The 16,978-nt window shown below is 72.6% G+C and carries 14 protein-coding genes and 1 pseudogene; 8 read left to right on the top strand and 7 right to left on the bottom strand.

The genetic code is table 11. The annotated features are described in order from the left end of the window. Nucleotides 1–54: 54 nt before the first annotated feature. From galE to Q8791_RS03655, 3 genes are all read right to left on the bottom strand, one after another. Complete coding sequence (galE, locus tag Q8791_RS03665; protein ID WP_330090100.1) at nucleotides 55–1,014, bottom strand: UDP-glucose 4-epimerase GalE; 960 nt, start codon at nucleotides 1,012–1,014, stop codon at nucleotides 55–57. Then, a complete protein-coding gene (gene galT / locus Q8791_RS03660; RefSeq protein ID WP_330090154.1) occupies nucleotides 1,011–2,096 on the bottom strand; it encodes a galactose-1-phosphate uridylyltransferase in 1,086 nt (361 codons plus the stop codon). The genes galE and galT overlap by 4 nt, the downstream gene beginning before the upstream one ends. 113 nt (nucleotides 2,097–2,209) lie before the next feature. Further along, nucleotides 2,210–3,004: a DeoR/GlpR family DNA-binding transcription regulator gene (locus tag Q8791_RS03655; protein WP_330090099.1), complete on the bottom strand. Its 795-nt coding sequence runs from the start codon at nucleotides 3,002–3,004 to the stop codon at nucleotides 2,210–2,212. A 193-nt stretch (nucleotides 3,005–3,197) separates the two neighbouring features. On the opposite strand from Q8791_RS03655, the gene Q8791_RS03650 reads away from it, so the two are divergent. The 6 genes and pseudogenes from Q8791_RS03650 to Q8791_RS03625 all read left to right on the top strand — a co-directional run bounded on the left by Q8791_RS03650 (nucleotide 3,198) and on the right by Q8791_RS03625 (nucleotide 12,742). Then, nucleotides 3,198–4,496 carry an ABC transporter substrate-binding protein gene (locus Q8791_RS03650; protein ID WP_330090098.1) on the top strand — a complete coding sequence of 433 codons (1,299 nt, stop codon included), beginning with the start codon at nucleotides 3,198–3,200 and terminating at the stop codon, nucleotides 4,494–4,496. 171 nt (nucleotides 4,497–4,667) lie between these two features. Then, entirely contained in the window at nucleotides 4,668–5,513 is an 846-nt protein-coding gene (locus tag Q8791_RS03645) for a carbohydrate ABC transporter permease (protein WP_330090097.1), read from the top strand. Next, the gene (locus Q8791_RS03640) at nucleotides 5,510–6,448 is read left to right on the top strand and encodes a carbohydrate ABC transporter permease (protein WP_407941948.1); all 939 of its coding nucleotides are present in this window, start codon (nucleotides 5,510–5,512) and stop codon (nucleotides 6,446–6,448) included. The genes Q8791_RS03645 and Q8791_RS03640 overlap by 4 nt, the downstream gene beginning before the upstream one ends. Further along, nucleotides 6,445–8,604 carry an alpha-galactosidase gene (locus Q8791_RS03635; RefSeq protein ID WP_330090096.1) on the top strand — a complete coding sequence of 720 codons (2,160 nt, stop codon included), beginning with the start codon at nucleotides 6,445–6,447 and terminating at the stop codon, nucleotides 8,602–8,604. The genes Q8791_RS03640 and Q8791_RS03635 overlap by 4 nt, the downstream gene beginning before the upstream one ends. Before the next feature lies 1 nt (nucleotide 8,605). Next, nucleotides 8,606–11,587: pseudogene (locus Q8791_RS03630) on the top strand (glycoside hydrolase family 2 TIM barrel-domain containing protein); the annotation flags it as partial. A 93-nt stretch (nucleotides 11,588–11,680) separates the two neighbouring features. Continuing rightward, entirely contained in the window at nucleotides 11,681–12,742 is a 1,062-nt protein-coding gene (locus Q8791_RS03625) for a ferric reductase-like transmembrane domain-containing protein (protein WP_330090152.1), read from the top strand. A gap of 140 nt (nucleotides 12,743–12,882) precedes the next feature. On the opposite strand, the gene Q8791_RS03620 is transcribed toward Q8791_RS03625, so the two are convergent. Together Q8791_RS03620 and thiD are read right to left on the bottom strand one after the other, a co-directional pair. Continuing rightward, nucleotides 12,883–13,077 (bottom strand): CsbD family protein, encoded by a 195-nt coding sequence (locus Q8791_RS03620; protein ID WP_330090095.1) that lies wholly within the window; start codon nucleotides 13,075–13,077, stop codon nucleotides 12,883–12,885. Between the two features lie 136 nt (nucleotides 13,078–13,213). Continuing rightward, entirely contained in the window at nucleotides 13,214–14,014 is an 801-nt protein-coding gene (gene thiD / locus Q8791_RS03615; RefSeq protein WP_330090094.1) for a bifunctional hydroxymethylpyrimidine kinase/phosphomethylpyrimidine kinase, read from the bottom strand. Nucleotides 14,015–14,245: 231 nt separating this feature from the next. Here thiD and Q8791_RS03610 point away from each other — a divergent pair, with 231 nt between their 5' ends. Beyond that, on the top strand, nucleotides 14,246–14,860 hold the full coding sequence (locus Q8791_RS03610; protein WP_330090093.1) for a TetR/AcrR family transcriptional regulator: 615 nt from the start codon (nucleotides 14,246–14,248) through the stop codon (nucleotides 14,858–14,860). A gap of 31 nt (nucleotides 14,861–14,891) precedes the next feature. Continuing rightward, nucleotides 14,892–16,100 carry a DUF418 domain-containing protein gene (locus Q8791_RS03605; protein ID WP_330090092.1) on the top strand — a complete coding sequence of 403 codons (1,209 nt, stop codon included), beginning with the start codon at nucleotides 14,892–14,894 and terminating at the stop codon, nucleotides 16,098–16,100. Nucleotides 16,101–16,232: 132 nt separating this feature from the next. On the opposite strand, the gene Q8791_RS03600 is transcribed toward Q8791_RS03605, so the two are convergent. Next, nucleotides 16,233–16,709: an SRPBCC family protein gene (locus tag Q8791_RS03600; protein ID WP_330090091.1), complete on the bottom strand. Its 477-nt coding sequence runs from the start codon at nucleotides 16,707–16,709 to the stop codon at nucleotides 16,233–16,235. Then, nucleotides 16,706–16,966, bottom strand: a complete 261-nt coding sequence (locus Q8791_RS03595; RefSeq protein WP_330090090.1) for an acyl carrier protein — start codon at nucleotides 16,964–16,966, stop codon at nucleotides 16,706–16,708. The genes Q8791_RS03600 and Q8791_RS03595 overlap by 4 nt, the downstream gene beginning before the upstream one ends. Nucleotides 16,967–16,978 lie beyond the last annotated feature (12 nt).

Below are 16,978 nucleotides of genomic sequence, written 5' to 3'. Positions count from 1 at the left end.
GTCCCCGGCCCGGCGCCGACCGGCCCCGGCCCGGTCGGCGCCCGCTTCCCGGGTTCACGTGCGGGGGAGTCCGCGGGCGAACTCCCACGCGTCGGCGACGGTCTCGTCGAGCGTGCGGGTCGGCGCCCAGCCCAGCTCCCGCCGGGCCCGCGCGTTGGCGGCGACCAGGACGGCCGGGTCGCCGGGGCGGCGCGGGCCGTCGACCGCCGGGACGGGGAGGCCGGTGACCCTCCGGACGGCGTCGAGGACCTCGCGCACGGTGTGCCCGCCGCCCGTGCCCAGGTTGATGACGCGGTGCGTCCCCGGCACCACGCGCTCCAGGGCCCGCAGGTGCGCGTCGGCGAGGTCGGCGACGTGCAGGTAGTCGCGCACCGCCGTCCCGTCGCGGGTCGGGTAGTCGGTGCCGTACACGTCGGCGCTCTCCTTCTCCCCCGCGGCCACGCGGAGGAGGTTCGGCACCAGGTGCGTCTCGGGGGCGTGCCGTTCGCCCAGGCCGAGGTGGGCCCCGGCCACGTTGAAGTAGCGCAGGCTCACCGCGCCCAGCCCGTACGCGCGGGCCCAGGACTCCAACATGTGGTCCACGGCGAGCTTGCTCGCCCCGTACGGGTTGGTGGGCACGGCCGGATCGGTCTCCGCGATCGGCTCGGGGGAGGCGGGATCGCCGTAGGTGGCGGCGCTGGACGAGAACACCATCCGCCGGACGCCGTGGCGCCGCAACGCCTCCAGGAGGGCGAGGGAGCCTCCCGCGTTGGTGCGCCAGTAGGGCTCGGGGGAGTCCACGGACTCGCCGACCAGCGACTTCCCGGCGAAGTGCAGGACGGCGTCCACCGACGGGTCCAGCACGTCGGCGGCGTCGGCCAGGTCGGCGACCACCAGCCGGGCGCCCTCGGGCACGGCGTCGCGGTGCCCGGTGGACAGGTCGTCCAGGACCGTCACCTCGTGTCCGGCCCCGAGGAGCAGGGCGGTCACCACACTGCCGACGTATCCGGCTCCGCCGGTGACGAGCAGTCTCACTGTGCGACCTCCCGAAGGCGCTGGGCGGTGGTCTCGGGCGCGACGTCGTTGATGAACACGCCCATGCCGGACTCGGTTCCGGCGAGGTACTTGAGCTTGCCCGGCGCGCGCCGGACGGAGAACAGCTCCAGGCGGAGGCGGGCCAGGCCGCGCCGGGGGTCCCGCACGGGGGCCTGGTGCCAGGCGGAGATGTAGGGCAGGGGCGCGTCGTACAGGGCGTCCAGGCGGCGCAGGACGTCGAGGTACACGAGGCCGAAGTCGTCGCGTTCGGCGGGGGTGAGGGAGGGCAGGTCGGGCACCGCCCGGTGCGGGTACAGGTGCACCTCCACGGGCCAGCGGGCGGCGGCCGGGACGAACGCCGTCCAGTGCGCGGTCCGGGCGACGACGCGGATCCCCGCCTCCTGCTCGGTCCGCAGGACGTCGGCGAACAGGTCGCCCCCGGTGCGCGCCCGGTACTCCTCGGCGGAGTCGAGGGTGCGCAGGGTGCGGGGCGTGACGAAGGGGAAGGCGTAGATCTGGCCGTGCGGGTGGTGCAGGGTCACCCCGATCTCCGGTCCCCGGTTCTCGAAGCAGTACACCTGCTCCACGCCGGGCAGCGCGGACAGGGCGCGGGTCCGGTCGACCCAGGCCTCCATCACGGTGCGGGCGCGTCCGGGGGTGAGGTCGGCGAACGACGCGTTGTGGTCGGACCCGAACACGAGGACCTCGCAGCGGCCCGCGCCCACCCGCCGGGACGGCTCCAGTTCGCCGACGGCCTCCAGCTCCCGGCCGTCGTCGGCGACGAGGGAGGGGAAGCGGTTCTCGAACGCGACCACGTCGTAGGAGGACGCCGGGATCTCGGTGGTCCGCCCGCCCGAGGAGGGGCACAGGGGGCAGTCGTCGCTGGACGGCAGGTGGGTGCGGCCCTGCCGGTGGGACGCGACGACCACCCACTCCCGCAGCAGCGGGTCCAGGCGCATCTCGGACCCGGTGGCGGACGGCGGGAGGTCGCGCCGGTCGGGCGCGGGCTCGCGGACGGCGCCGCCCTCGTCGAAGTAGACGATCTCCCGGCCGTCGGCCAGTCTCGCGGAGGTCCTGCGCACCGGGGGCGGGGGCTGCGTGCGGCCGGGGTCCGCGGCGTCCGCGTGCCCGGTGCCCGACGGGCCGGTGCGTCCTCCGGTGCGGTGCTCCGCGGGGCCGTCCTGCGGGACGCTCCTCATCCCCGCTCCTCTCGGGGGCGCGCGTCGGTGACCACGAGGCGGTCCACCTGCTCGGTGAGGACGGCGCGTGCCGCGTCGGGGAGGCCGGAGTCGGTGACGAGCACGTCGCAGCGGTCCAGCGGAGCGATGGTGCTGATCCCGACGGTGCCCCACTTGCTGTGGTCGGCGGCCACGACGAGGGTGGCGGCGGCGTCCACCAGGGCGCGGTTGGTCTCGGACTCCATGAGGTTCGGGGTGGTGAACCCCGCGCGCTCCTGCATGCCGTGCACGCCCAGGACCAGCGTGTCCAGGTTGAGTCCGCGGATGGAGGCGAGTGCGAGGGGACCGACGAGCGCGTCGGAGGGGGTGCGGAACCCGCCGGTGAGCGCGACCGTCTGGTCGGGCCGGGCGGTGCGGTGGAACACCTCGGCCACGTGCAGGGAGTTGGTCACCACGGTCAGGCCCGGGGTGGCGGCCAGGTACTCGGCGACGAGGGCCGTCGTGGTGCCCGCCGACAGGCCGACGGCGCTGTGCGGTTCGACGAGGTCGGCGACGGCGCGCGCGATCGCGTGCTTCTCGTCCTCCTGGCGGGTGGACTTGGCCTCGAAGCCCGGCTCCTCGGTGCGGGCGCCCTCCGGTGCGACGGCGCCGCCGTGCACCTTGCGGAGGGAGCCGCGGTGTTCCAGGACGTCGAGGTCGCGCCGGACGGTCATGTCCGAGACCGCGAGGCTCTCGACGAGGTCGGCGACCCGGACGCCCCCGGTCCGCCTGACCTGTTCGAGGATCAGCTCCTGCCGTTGCGCGGCCAGCATCCGTCCCCCAAGCGATGAGTGGAAATGTTGAAACGTGTTTGATCCAGTGTTGCAGGTTCCACGTTTGTGTCAATAGGGAGAAACAAACGTGGTTCTCTGTTCGGAAAAGTTGATAAGTGTTGACAAGAGGGAGTGTCATCCCGAACATATGGAGGACTGTGATCGCCTTCACATCTGTTCGAAGGAGTCCTCGATGCACCACAGACCTCCGGGACCACCGGGCCTGCGGCGCCGCGCCCTGCTGGGCGGCCTGGCCGGGGCCGGGACACTCCTGGCCCTGCCCGGCCTCGCCGGGTGCGGCACCGGGAGCCGCGACGACCCGACCGTGGTCACGATGGCCTCCAACCGTGCCAACCCCGCCCAGCGCGTGGCCGTCGAGGAGAGCCTCGGGCTGTACGAGGCCGCCTCCGGCCGCACCGTCGAGGTCAACACCTTCGACTCCACCTCCTTCCAGGAGAGCGTCAACAACTACCTCCAGGGCACCCCCGACGACGTCATCGGATGGTTCGCGGGGTACCGGATGCGCTTCTTCGCCGAACGGGGCCTGATCAGCGACGTCTCCGACGTCTGGAGCCGCCGCTTCGAGGGCGCCTTCACCGACCAGGTGAGGAGCCTGTGCACGGCCCCCGACGGCAGGCAGTACATGGTCCCCGACTCCACCGCCCCTTGGGCGGTCTTCCACCGCCGGAGCGTGTTCGAGCGCCACGGCTACGAGGTCCCCGCCACCCGGGAGGAGTTCGTCGCGCTGTGCGAGCGGATGCGCGCCGACGGACTCGAACCCCTCGCCTCCGGCATCCGCGAGGGCTGGCCGGCGATGGGCATGTTCGACCACCTCAACCTGCGCCTCAACGGCCCCGAGTTCCACCTGGAACTGCTCGACGGCGACCACTCCTGGGACTCCTCCGAGGTCAGGAGCGTCTTCGGCGCCTGGGCCGAACTCCTGCCCCACCACCAGCCCGACCCCCTGGGGCGGGGGATCAACGAGGCCCAGACGGCCCTGGTCCGGGGCGAGGCCGGGATGATGCTGTGCGGCATGTTCATCACCCACGTCTTCCCCGAGGGAGAGGACCTGGACGACCTGGACTGCTTCGCCTTCCCCGAGTTCGACCCCGAGATCGGGGCCGACGTGGTCGAGGCCCCCATCGACGGGTTCATGGTCTCCGGGGACCCGCGCAACGCGGAGGGCGCCCACGAGCTCCTCGGCCACCTGGGCTCCCTGGAGGCGCAGGAGATCTACACCGCGATCGACCCGCAGGCGCTCCCCACCCACCTGGACGCGGGTACCGGCGGGTTCAGCCCGCTCGACGCGAAGGTCAACGACATGGTCGCGAGCGCAGGGGCGCTCACCCAGTACATGGACCGCGACACCCGGCCCGACTTCGCGTCCGTCGTCATGATCCCCGCCCTCCAGCGCTTCCTGCGCCAACCCGACGACATCGCCGACCTGACCGACACCATCCAGCGCCAGAAGCTGTCGATCTTCGGCCGGTGAACCAGAAGTGAAGGAGACAGGCATGGCGTCGAACGCCCCCCACCGCCCCCTGCCGTCCGGTCCGCCGGCCCGCCGGCCCCGCCCACCGGTCCGACGCGGCGCACGGGACGCGCCCGGCGCCCGGGGACGGGTCCCCGGCACGGGCGCGGCGACCGCGCCGCCCTCGCCCTGATGCTCGGTGTTCCCGCGCTGCTCGTGGTCGGCCTGGTGTGGCTGCCCGCCATGGCCACGGTCCTGCTGTCGTTCACCCGGTGGGACGGCATCGGGGGCCTGGAGACCATCGAGTGGATCGGCGTCCAGAACTACACGGACGCGTTCACCATCTACCCGCCGTTCGAGCCGGCGCTGCGCAACAACCTCGTGTGGCTGGTGGTCCTGTTCACGGTCCCCACACTGCTCGGGATGTTCCTGGCGGTGCTGCTCGACCGGGAGATGCGCGGCGGATCGGTGTACCGGAGCATCTTCTACCTGCCGGTGGTGCTCTCGCTCGCCCTGATCGGGTTCGTCTGGCAGCTCATCTACTCCCGCGACCAGGGCCTGCTCAACGCCTTCCTCGCCCTGGTGTCCGACGCGCCCGCCGTCGACTGGTTCGGCAACCCCGACATCAACCTCTACGCGGTGCTGGTCGCGGCCGGATGGCGGCACACCGGGTACATCATGCTGCTCTACCTGGCCGGGCTGAAAGCCGTCGACCCGTCCCTGCGCGAGGCCGCCGCCATCGACGGCGCCGGTCCGGTGCGCACCTTCACCCGGGTCGTGTTCCCGGCCCTGCTGCCCGTCAACCTGGTCGTGGTCGTCGTGACCGTCATCGACGCGCTGCGCGCCTTCGACATCGTGTGGATCATCAACCGCGGCCGGAACGGCCTGGAGCTGATATCCGCGCTGGTGACCTCCAACGTCATCGGTGAGGCCAGCAGGGTGGGCTTCGGCTCCGCGCTGGCCGTGGTCATGCTGGTGATCTCCCTGGTCTTCATCGTCGTCTACGTGTCCACCATGCTGAGAGGGGCCCACCGGTGACCGCCACGACCCTCCCCGAGTCCCCGGACGAGTCCCCGGACCGGGAGGCCCGGAGCCCCGCGCCCGGACGCCCCGCCCGCCGACGGATCCGCCCGGCACGGGCGCTGCTGCACGCGTTCCTCGTCGTGACGGCGCTGGCCTGGCTCTTCCCGGTGCTGTGGGCGGTGGTCAACTCGTTCCGCGACTACGACTACACGGCCCTGCACGGCTACCTGTCCCTGGGCGGGTTCACCCTCGACAACTACGCCGACGCGTGGACGCAGGGAGAACTGCCGGGCTACTTCCTCAACTCCCTCGTCATCACCGTCCCCGCGGTGCTGCTCACCCTGTTCCTGTCGTCGTGCGCGGCGTTCGTGCTCTCCAGCTACTCGCGCCGCTTCAACCTGGTGATGCTCGCGGTGTTCCTCGCCGCGAACCTCCTGCCGCCGCAGGCCCTCCTCGTCCCGCTGTTCCGCCTCTACAACGCCATCCCCCTGCCCTACTGGATCAGCGAGTCCGGGTCGCTCTACGACAGCCACCTCGGGGTCGTCCTCATCCACACCGCGTTCCAGATCGGCTTCTGCACGTTCGTCCTGAGCAACTTCATGAAGGCGATGCCCACGTCGCTGCTGGAGGCCGCGAGGGTGGACGGGGCGACCGTCTTCCAGCAGTACCGCAAGGTGGTGCTCCCGCTGTGCCGTCCGAGCCTCGCGGCCCTGGCCACGCTGCTCGTGACCTGGATCTACAACGACTTCTTCTGGGCGCTCGCGCTGCTGTCCAGCGGCGACAAGCTGCCCATCACCACCGCGCTCCAGAACCTCCAGAGCGCGTTCTTCGTCGACTACAACCTGCTGTCGGCCGGGTCGGTCATCGTCGCCCTGCCCACACTGGTCGTGTTCTTCGTGCTGCAACGCCACTTCGTGGCCGGACTGACCCTGGGAGCGAGCAAGGGATGACGTACCGCACCATTCGCCTGAACGCGGCGGGAACCGCACTGGTCGTCGGGGTCCCCGACGACGGACTTCCCCACGTCCTGCACTGGGGCGCGGACCTGCCCGACGACACCGGGATCGCCGCGGCCTCGGCGCCGCCCGCCGCCCACAACGGGGTCGACGTCCCCACCTGGGTCTCCCTGGTGCCCACCCAGGGGGAGGGGTGGCGCGGCCACCCCGGGATCGCCGGACACCACGAGGGCCGGGTGACCTTCCCCGCGTGGACCGTGCGGTCCGTGGACGTCGACCCCCTGGAGGGGGCGGCACCGGACGGCGGGAGCGGCACGGGCGGGGCGGTCACCGTCCGCGCCGTGACGGACGGGCTGGAGCTGCGCTGCGAGCTGAGGCTGGAGGCCTCCGGGCTGGTCCGCGCCCGCAACACGGTCACCAACACCGCCGGCGCCCCGTGGACCCTGGACACCCTCCGGGTGACCATGCCCCTGCCCCGCGAGGCCGCCGAGGTCCTCGACCTGACCGGGCGCTGGTGCCGCGAACGCGCGCCCCAGCGGCAGGACCTCTCCATGGGCACGCGCATGCGAGCCTCACGCCGGGGCCGTACCGGGCACGACTCCACCCTCCTGCTCACGGCCGGGTCCCCCGGCTTCGGGTTCGGGCACGGAGAGGTGTGGGGGATGCACACCGCCTGGAGCGGTGACCACGTCCACCTGGCCGAACGCCTGCCCGAGGGGGCCGGACACGCCGACGCGGTCATCGCGGGCGGCGAACTCCTCCACCCCGGAGAGGTCCGGCTCGCCGAGGGCGAGTCCTACTCCACGCCCTGGGTGTTCCTCTCCTGGTCCGACCGGGGACTGGACGGGATGTCGTCGCGCTTCCACCGGTGGCTGCGGGCCAGGCCGGGCCACCCGGCCCAGCCGCGCCCGGTCGTCCTCAACACGTGGGAGGCCGTCTACTTCGACCACGACCTCGACAAGCTCAGGCGGTTGGCCGACACGGCCGCCCGCATCGGCGTCGAGCGGTTCGTCCTGGACGACGGCTGGTTCCGGGGCCGCCGGGACGACACCGCCGGGCTGGGCGACTGGACGGTGGACACCGGGGTGTGGCCCGACGGCCTCCACCCGCTCTTCGACCACGTCCGCTCCCTGGGGATGGAGGTCGGTCTGTGGGTCGAGCCGGAGATGGCCAACCCCGACTCCGACCTGCTGCGCGCCCACCCCGAGTGGATCCTCGCGGCCGAGGGCCACCTGCCCCCGCCCAGCCGCAGCCAGCAACTCCTCGACCTGTCCCGGCCCGAGGCCTTCCGGTACGTGTTCGAGCACCTGGACGCCCTGATCACGGAGTACCGGCCCGACTACCTCAAGTGGGACCACAACCGCGACCTGCTCGAACCCGTGCACGCCCCGACCGGCGCGGCGGGCACGCACCGCCAGACCCTCGCCGTCTACGAGCTCCTGGACCGGCTGCGCGAACGCCACCCGGACCTGGAGATCGAGTCGTGCTCCTCCGGCGGCGCCCGCGTGGACCTGGGCATCCTGGAGCGCACCGACCGCGTGTGGGCCTCCGACTGCAACGACCCCCTGGAGCGCCTGGCCCTCCAGCGCTGGACCTCCCTGCTCCTCCCTCCCGAGCTGGTCGGCAGCCACGTGGGCGGACCCGTGTCGCACACCACCGGCAGGGCCGCGGACCTGTCGTTCCGCTGCCTCGCCGCCCTCCTCTCCCACACCGGCCTCGAATGGGACATCACCCGGTGCACCGAGGACGAACTCGGCGCCCTGACCTCGTGGATCGCCCTCCACAAGGAGCTGCGCCCCCTCCTGCACTCGGGCGACCCCGTGCACGCCGACTCGCCCGACCCCTCCGAACAGCTCGACGGGGTCGTCTCCCCCGACGGAGGGGAGGCGGTCTTCCGGTACGCCCGCCTGGCCACGTCGGCGCGTGCCCTCCCGGGACGGGTGCGGCTGCCGGGACTGCGCGAGGACCGCACCTACCGGTTGGTGTGGCGCAGGGACGCGGGGCTGCCCTCGACCCTCCAGCACGCGCTCCCCGCGTGGTGCGCCGAGGGGGAGGCCACCGTGTCCGGCGCGGTGCTCACCCGTGCGGGGGTGCAGCTGCCCAACCTCAACCCGTCCCAAGCCCTGCTCCTGCACCTGACGGAGGTCTGACGTGCCCGCGACCCGCAAGCCCGCCTACCTGGAGGACTTCGCCCCCTCCGCCGGGACCCGCGCGCCGCGCGCCCGCTTCGACAGCGACGCGCCCGCACTGGACCTCAACGGCACATGGCGGTTCCGCCTGCTTCCCCGGGCCTACGGCGACACCGACGGCTTCGAGGCGCCGGACTACGACGACTCCGACTGGGAGGGACTGCCCGTCCCCGCCCACTGGCAGCTGCACGGACACGGGACCCCCGCCTACACGAACGTCGTCTACCCCTTCCCGGTCGACCCCCCGCACGTGCCGGACGAGAACCCGACCGGCGACCACCGGCGGGAGTTCGACCTGCCCGGGGACTGGCCGGAGGGGGCGGCCGTGCTGCGCTTCGACGGGGTGGACTCCTGTTTCCGTGCGTGGCTGAACGGCACCGAGCTGGGCTTCTCCACCGGGAGCCGCCTGGCCGCCGAGTTCGACGCCGGCCACCTGCTGCGCCCCGGGCGCAACGTCCTGGCGGTCCGCGTGCACCAGTGGTCGGCGGCCAGCTACCTGGAGGACCAGGACATGTGGTGGCTGTCCGGGATCTTCCGCGACGTCACCCTGGTCGCCCTCCCCGAGCAGGGCCTCGGCGACGTCACCGTGCACGCCGCCTACGACCACGCCGACGGCACGGGCACCCTGCGCGTCGACGTGGCGGGATCGGCCGACGCGCTGGTCAGCGTCCCCGAGCTGGGCCTGGTGGACGCCGCTGTCGGTGTGGAGCACGCGGTCGGCGCGGTGGAGCCGTGGTCGGCCGAGATACCCCGCCTCTACGACGCGGTCGTCGCCGCCCCGGGGGAGCGGGCCCCGCTGCGGGTCGGCTTCCGCACGGTGGAGGTCTCCGACGGCCTGCTGCGCGTGAACGGGCAGCCGCTGCTGCTGCGCGGGGTGAACCGCCACGAGTGGCACCCCGACCACGGACGCGCCGTGCCCCGGGAGACCATGCGCGAGGACGTCCTGCTGATGAAACAGCACAACGTCAACGCCGTGCGCACCAGCCACTACCCGCCCCACCCGGACTTCCTCGACCTGTGCGACGAGCTGGGCCTGTGGGTCGTGGACGAGTGCGACCTGGAGACCCACGGCTTCGAGCTGGTGGGGTGGCGCGGCAACCCCTCCGACGACCCGCGCTGGCGGGACGCCTACCTGGACCGGATCGCCCGGACGGTGGGCCGGGACCGCAACCACCCCAGCGTCGTCCTCTGGTCCCTGGGCAACGAGTCGGGGACCGGGCGCAACCTGGAGGCCATGGCCGCCTGGGTGCGCGGGCACGACCCCTCCCGCCCGGTCCACTACGAGGGCGACCGCGACAGCTCCTACGTGGACGTGTACTCGCGCATGTACCCGCCGCACGACGAGGTGGACGCGATCGGCCGGAGGGAGGAGGAGACGACCGGCGACCCCGGGGCCGACCCCCACCGGAGGGGGATGCCGTTCGTCCTGTGCGAGTACGCGCACGCCATGGGCGCCGGGCCGGGCGGACTGGAGGAGTACCAGGAGCTGTTCGCGCGGCACGAGCGCATCCAGGGAGGGTTCGTCTGGGAGTGGATCGACCACGGGGTCCGCCGCCGCGAACCGGACGGAACCGAGTGGTTCGCCTACGGCGGCGACTTCGGCGAGGTGGTGCACGACGGAAACTTCGTCGCGGACGGCCTCCTCCTCCCCGACCGCACGCCCAGCCCCGGGCTGCACGCCTACAAGAAGACCGTCGAACCCGTGCGGGTCGTGCCCGACCCCGCCGCGGGGACGGTGGAGGTCACCAACACCTGGGACTTCCGGGACACGTCCGGCCTGGTCTTCCGGTGGCGCGCGGAGGAGGAGGGCGTGCCGTTCGGGGAGGGCGAACTGGCCGTGCCCGTGCTCGGCCCCGGCACGGGCACGAGAGTGCCCCTTCCCGCGGCGCCCGCGCCGCCGGGCGGCGGCGAGGCGTGGCTGACGGTGTCCGTCCACCTGGGCTCCGACCAGCCGTGGGCCCCGGCCGGGCACGAACTGGCCTGGGGCCAGGCGCGACTCCCCTCCGGGGAGCCCGCGCAGGTGTCCGCCCTGTCCGACCGGACGCCGGCCCCCGCTCCACCGCCGGTGGCCGGTGACGGCCCGGAAGGGGAGTCCGCGGTCCGGCGCGACCCCGTGCCCGCCGTCGGCGCCGCGAACGCCCTGTTCCGTCTCGGGCCGGGGATCCTCGACGCCGGTACCGGCACCCTGTGCTCCGTCGGCGGGCTGCCGGTGGAGTCCCCGGCGGTGGACCTGTGGCGCGCCCCGACCGACAACGACCAGGCACGCCACGGTGTGTCCGTGGAGGTCCCGTGGCGGGAGGCCGGGCTCGACCGGCTCACCTCGCGCCGCCTCTCCGCCGGATGGGACGGCGACGCGTACGTCGTCCGCGACCGCCTGGCCCCCGCGGGCGGGGACTTCGGGATGCTCGTCGCCTACGGCTGGACCGCGGAGGCCGGGCGCCTGGTCCTGACCGTGGACGCCGAGGCCGAGGGGGAGTGGCCCTGCACCCTGCCGCGCTTCGGCGTGCGCATGGCCGTGCCCGCCTTCCTGGGCGGGGTCGAGTGGTTCGGGCGCGGACCGGGCGAGGCCTACCGCGACGTGGACCAGGCCGCGCGGGTCGGCCGGTTCACCAGCTCGGTGGACGGCCTCCAGACCCCCTACCTGCGGCCCCAGGAGAACGGCAACCGGGCGGACGTGAGGTGGGCCGTCCTGCGGGCGGCGGACGGGTCGGGCCTGCGGATCGACGGAGACCCGGCCTTCGGCCTCTCGGCCCGCCGGTGGGCGACGGCCGCCCTCGACGCGGCCCGGCACCCGCACGAACTGGTGCCGGACGGGCGGGTCCACCTGCACCTGGACACGGACCACCAGGGCATCGGCTCGGCGTCCTGCGGTCCCGGCGTGCTGCCCGCGCACCGGCTGGCCGCCGGACGGCACCGGCTCCGGCTCGGGTTCTCCGAGGTGGCGCCGACCCCCGGACGGCGCGGGAACAGGGGTGGGCAAGGGGCGGGGAACGCTGCTGTCATAGGGGTTCCCGCTCACGAAAGGCGCCCCCCGCCCATGACCGACACCACCGAACCCGAACGCGCCCGCCCCGGGCGCAGACCCTCCCGGATCGACGGCGCGGCACTCCGCGCCGACCTGCGGCGCGTCATTCCGGACAGCTCCGCGGCCCTTGTCGTCACCCTTGTCATCTTCTTCGTCGTCTACGTCCGCATCGAGGCCGGAACCTCGATGACGCTCATGGTCATGCCGTACCTGTCCGACGCGAGGGAGTACTGGCTCTACTGGCTCTGCCAGGCCTTCGGCTGGTCCGGGCTCCTCTGGGCCTGGATCACCGTCATGCTCGGGCTGCTCCGCTCCACCGCCCCCCTGGCGCGGGCCCCCGTCCCGCACGCCCGCATCGAACGCTGGCACCGCGTCACCAGCCTCACCACCATCGGCCTGATGTTCGCCCACGCGTTCGCGTTCTTCCTCGAACTGGTGCGGGGCAACGAGGAGGGGCTGGCCTGGGGAGGCCGCCTGCTCTCCGCGTTCGTGGACGTGTTCGTGCCCGGCGGCTACGCCACGGGGACCGGCCAGGTCGCCATCCTCATCGGGCTCATCGCCCTCTACCTGGCCGTACCGCTCAGCCTCGCCTACTACGTCCGGTTCTGGACCGGGACGCGCACGTGGCGGGCGCTGCACAGGTTCGTCATCGTCGTGTACGCGCTGAGCGTCTGGCACACGCTGCTCTACGGCACGAACGTGTGGTTCGACGGCTGGTTCCGCACCGTCGTGTGGGCCCTCCAGCTCCCCGTCGCCCTGCTGCTCCTGGCCCGGCTGCTGGCGCCGCTCCGCGCGGACGAGCGCTTCACACTCCGCGACCTGGGAGGCGGACGCGGGATCAGGGCGTTCGCCCGGCTCGGTGCGCGGCTGGCCGTCGCGGCGACCGTCGTCGTCCTGCTCGTCGTGACCGTCACCGGCCGGGACGGCGGCCGCACGCCGGGGGCCGAGGGCGGGGAGATGCTGATCGGCGCCGACATGGTCTGGGGCGGGTTCGCCGTCCTGCTGACGGTGATCGGCGCGGTCGCCCTGTCCCTGCGCGGGCGCGAGACCCGGGGGGAGCGCGTCGACGGATAGTGCGGTGGGCCGTGCCCCGCCGCCCCTCACCGTGCTCCGGAGACGCCGGCGTCCGGAGACGGGGCCGAGCGCCGCACGGACCCGCACACACACGGCGGTGGGGAGGCTGAGCCTCCCCACCGCCGCCGTTGGCGCCGGAGCTACACGTCCTTGGGTTTGTCGTCCGGGGTGAGGGCGTCCTTGGCCTTCTCGCCGGCCTGCTTGAGCTTGGACGCGGTCTTCTCGGTCTTGCCCTCCGCCTGCCACTGCTCGTTACCGGTGGCCTTGCCGAGGGTCTCCTTGGCCTTGCCCTTGTACTCGTCGGCCTTGTTGCTGGCGCGGTTGCTCTCGGACATTCCAACCTCCTGCTCGGCATTCGGTCCTGGTCTCTGCCCTCACCGCTGTGAGGGATTCCAACCATGATTCGCGAAAAAAACCGGCTCAAAAGGGACGAATGTGTGCGAAGGCACTCCGCTGGGGGCGACGGCCGGGTCAGTCGCGCGGGGCGACCGGCACGACCGAGGCGAACGGCGCGTGCGTGGTCAGACGCCTGCTGATCCCCTCGCGGACCATCGCCTTCGCGGTTGCGACGGCGGCGCCCACCTCGGCGCCCTTGGCCAGTTCGGCGGTGATCGCGGCGGCGAAGGTGCAGCCGGCGCCGCTCACGCGCTCCTCGCCGATCTTCGGGGCGCTGAGGACCGTCACCTCCTCGCCGTCGAAGTACACGTCCACCGCGTCCGGGCCGGGAAGCTCCGTGCCGCCCTTGACGACGACGTGCTTCGGACCGAGCTGGTGGATGCGGCGGGCGGCCTCGACCAGGTCGTCCACCGAGTCGATGCTCTCCATCCCCGCGAGGGTGCGCGCCTCGAAGTGGTTCGGCGTGATCACCGTGGCCAGCGGCAGGATCTGCGCGGTGAGCGCCTTGTCGGTGTCCAGGGCGGCACCCGCCTCCTGGCCCTTGCAGATCAGGACCGGGTCCAGGACCACGTGCCGCCACGGCTGCCGCTGGAGGGCCTCGGCGACGACGTCGATGGTGTCGGGCGTGCCGAGCATGCCGATCTTCACCACGTCGAGGTCGTGGCAGGCGGTCGCGGCCTCGATCTGGTCGGCGATGACGTTCGGGGCGACGGGGACGAACCGGTGGCCCCAACCGTTGTTCGGGTCGAAGGAGACGATGCAGGTGATCGTCCCCATGCCGTAGACGCCGAGCTCCTGGAAGGCCTTGAGGTCGGCCTGGATGCCGGCGCCGCCGGTGGCCTCCGATCCTGCGATCACGTACGCGCGGTCGGTCATGGGGGACCAACCTCCCTCTGTCGATGTGCTGTTGCCGGTCTCGGGAGCCCTCACGGATTCACGAACCCGTTGATATTGCATCACAACCCCAGGTCCCGGGCGTTCGCGGAGTCGGTGTCGGGCGTCACCGGCCCCGAGGCGCGATCGGTTCGGGGCGCAGGGGCCCTGCCGGTGGCCGGAGCCGGACCGGACACGGTCGCCACATTTAAAATAGTGCCGTATTATTTTTTCATGGCGAGGACGGCGGACCACGAACAGCGGCGACGGCAGGTCGCTCACGCACTCCTGCGCTCGGTGGGGAGGCGGGGGCTTGCGAGGACCACCCTCGCCGACGTCGCCGACGAGGCCGGAGTCTCGGTCGGGCTGGTACAGAGCTACTTCCGCACCAAGTCCCAGCTGCTCCGGTTCGGAGTGGAGTACATGTACAAGCAGGGCGAGGCGCGCCTGCTGGCCCTCGCCGAGGGGGCGGGGCCCGCCTCCGTCCGCGACTGGACCCTCCGCGCCTCCGAGACCCTCCTCCCCCTCGACGACGAGCGGCGCCTGGAACTCACCGTCTGGTTGGAGTTCCTCCCGGTCACGATGGCCGACCCGGAGATGTCCCGGCTGCACAGGACGACGACACAGCAGCTCCTCGACGCGTTCGCGCACGCGTTCGGCGAGGGCCGCAGGCTGGGCGAGCTGCCGCCGTCCCTGGACGCGCGCGCCGAGGCCGCCGCCCTCGTCGCCTTCGTGGACGGCCTGACCCTCCACCACCTCGTCACCGGCGGGGACTTCGCCGAGGACGCGATCCGCACCTCACTCGCCACCTACGTCGACCGGCTCTTCACGGCCCCTGAGAGCTCGTGACCCACGTCCGCCCGAGCGTAAGGCGATCCGTATGACCACCACCGATCCGCAGACCACCGCACCCGTCCGGGCGGGCGCGCGCCTCCCCCTGCTCGACGTCCTGAGGGGCGTCGCCATCATGGGCACCCTCGCCACCAACGTGTGGCTGTTCACCGCGCCGGGCTCCGAGGCCGGTCTGCTGTTCGGAGCGGACTCGCTCGGCACCCTCGCCGACGTGGCGGAGTCCCCCTCGGCGGCCTCCCTGGGGGAGGGGCTGTTCCTCTTCCTCGCCAACGGCAAGTTCCTCGCCCTGCTCACCCTGCTGTTCGGTGTGGGGCTGGCCATCCAGTTCCGCTCCGCGGCCAGGCGCGGCGGGCGGTGGCCCGGCCCCTACATGTGGCGGGCGCTGTTCCTGTTCACCGAGGGGCTCGTGCACTTCACGCTGGTCTTCGCCGCCGACGTGCTCATGGGGTACGCGGTCACGTCCCTCGTGGTCGCCTGGTTGCTGACCCGCTCCCAGCGGGCGCAGAACGCCGTGATGTGGACGGCGGCCGCCGTGCACGCGGCCTTCATCGGGCTCCTCACGGCGGCGCTCGTCCTCGACCCCGCCCCCTTCGGCGGGGAGACCCCGCCCGAGGTGGTGGACCTCTACGCCCACGGGAGCTATGCGGACCAGATCGCCTTCCGGCTCGACCACGCACTCCTCTTCCGCGCCGAACCGATCATCACCTTCGCCCTGATGGTGTTCATGTTCCTGCTGGGCGTGCGGCTGTTCCGCGCCGGGGCCTTCGGCGCCGACGACACCGGCCGCCGTGTCCGCGGACGCCTGCTCGCGTGGGGCCTCGGCGTCGGGGTGCCGTTCAACCTGGCCACGTCCCTGGCCGGTCCCGACCTGGCGCTCCTGGACCGCTACGTCGCCGCCCCCGTGGTGGCGCTCGGCGTGATCGGCCTGGTCGGGTGGGTGCTGGACCGGGCGAACCCCGGGGGCCGCGCCGTCACGGCGGTGTCGTCGCTCGGCCGGATGGCCATGAGCGGCTACGTGGCGCAGAACCTCGCCTGCGTGCTGGTCCTCTACGGTTTCGGCCTGGGGTTGGCGCCCCGCCTCGCGGACGCCGGCCCCTGGTGGGTGATGGGCCTGTGGGCCACTCTGTGCGCGCTGCTCCTGGCCGTCTCGACGCTGTGGCTCCGCCGGTTCCGGGCGGGCCCGCTGGAGGCCCTGCAGAAGGCGGTGCTGGCGCGGGTCCCCGAGCGCCGCCGCTGACCCCCCGGAGCGGATCCGCCACCGGGCGGCCCGCGGTGGGCTCCCCGGGGAAACACGGAGGGGCCTCCGGCACCGGGACGGCGTCGATGCCCGTCCCGGTCCGAAGGCCCCCGGAGGGGTTCCCCGACCCGGTCAGCCGACCGGGTACTCCGCCAGCGCCCTCGCCTCGATCTTGTCCTTGATCAGCCCCATCTCGATCGGCGCCTCCCGGGTGATGTTGGCGGTGATCTGCTCGTCGCTGAGAGGGGAGTCCGCCTTCATCGTGAACTCGTTGCGCCAGGTCATGAGGATCCCGCTCGGCACCTCCTCATAGGTCCAGTGCAGGTTGATGAACTCGAACGCACCCGTCTCCACGCGACGCGCCCGCACCTCGCCCCTGGCGCGGTCCATGACGCGCTCGGACACCCAGCTCCACACGCGACCCTGGTCGTCGGGGAACTTGGTGATCCGGAACCGGACCGTGTCGCCCTCGCGTTCGAGGACCTCCACCGAGGCGTACTTCGGAAAGAACTCGGTCCACGAGCCCAGGTCGTTGGTCATCTCCCAGACCAGGTCGTAGGGCGCGTCGATGACGATGCTGTTCTCGGTACGTGAGGGCACGGCCGTCACGCTCCTTCCACGTAGGCGGATGAGTCCTCGTTGACGAGGGCGACGAGGGCGGCGGGCGAGGGCACCAGCTCCGCGTCGGCCCCCAGCTTGCGGCCGGTGCGGCGCTCGATCTCGGCGATGATGCCGAGGACGCCCAGGGAGTCGACCCCCAACTCGTCGAAGGTGTGCGTGGACGCCGTCTCGACGTCGGTCCTGATCCCGGCGCAGGCGGACATCAGTTCCACCTGTTCCTCGATCGTGATGCGGCTGTCGGCCATGGATCTCCTTGA

It is taken from the genome of Nocardiopsis codii, assembly GCF_036327455.1.
Lineage (GTDB): Bacteria > Actinomycetota > Actinomycetes > Streptosporangiales > Streptosporangiaceae > Nocardiopsis > Nocardiopsis codii.
Note: the sequence above shows the minus strand (reverse complement) of the source record. Positions and strands in the feature narration are given on the sequence as shown.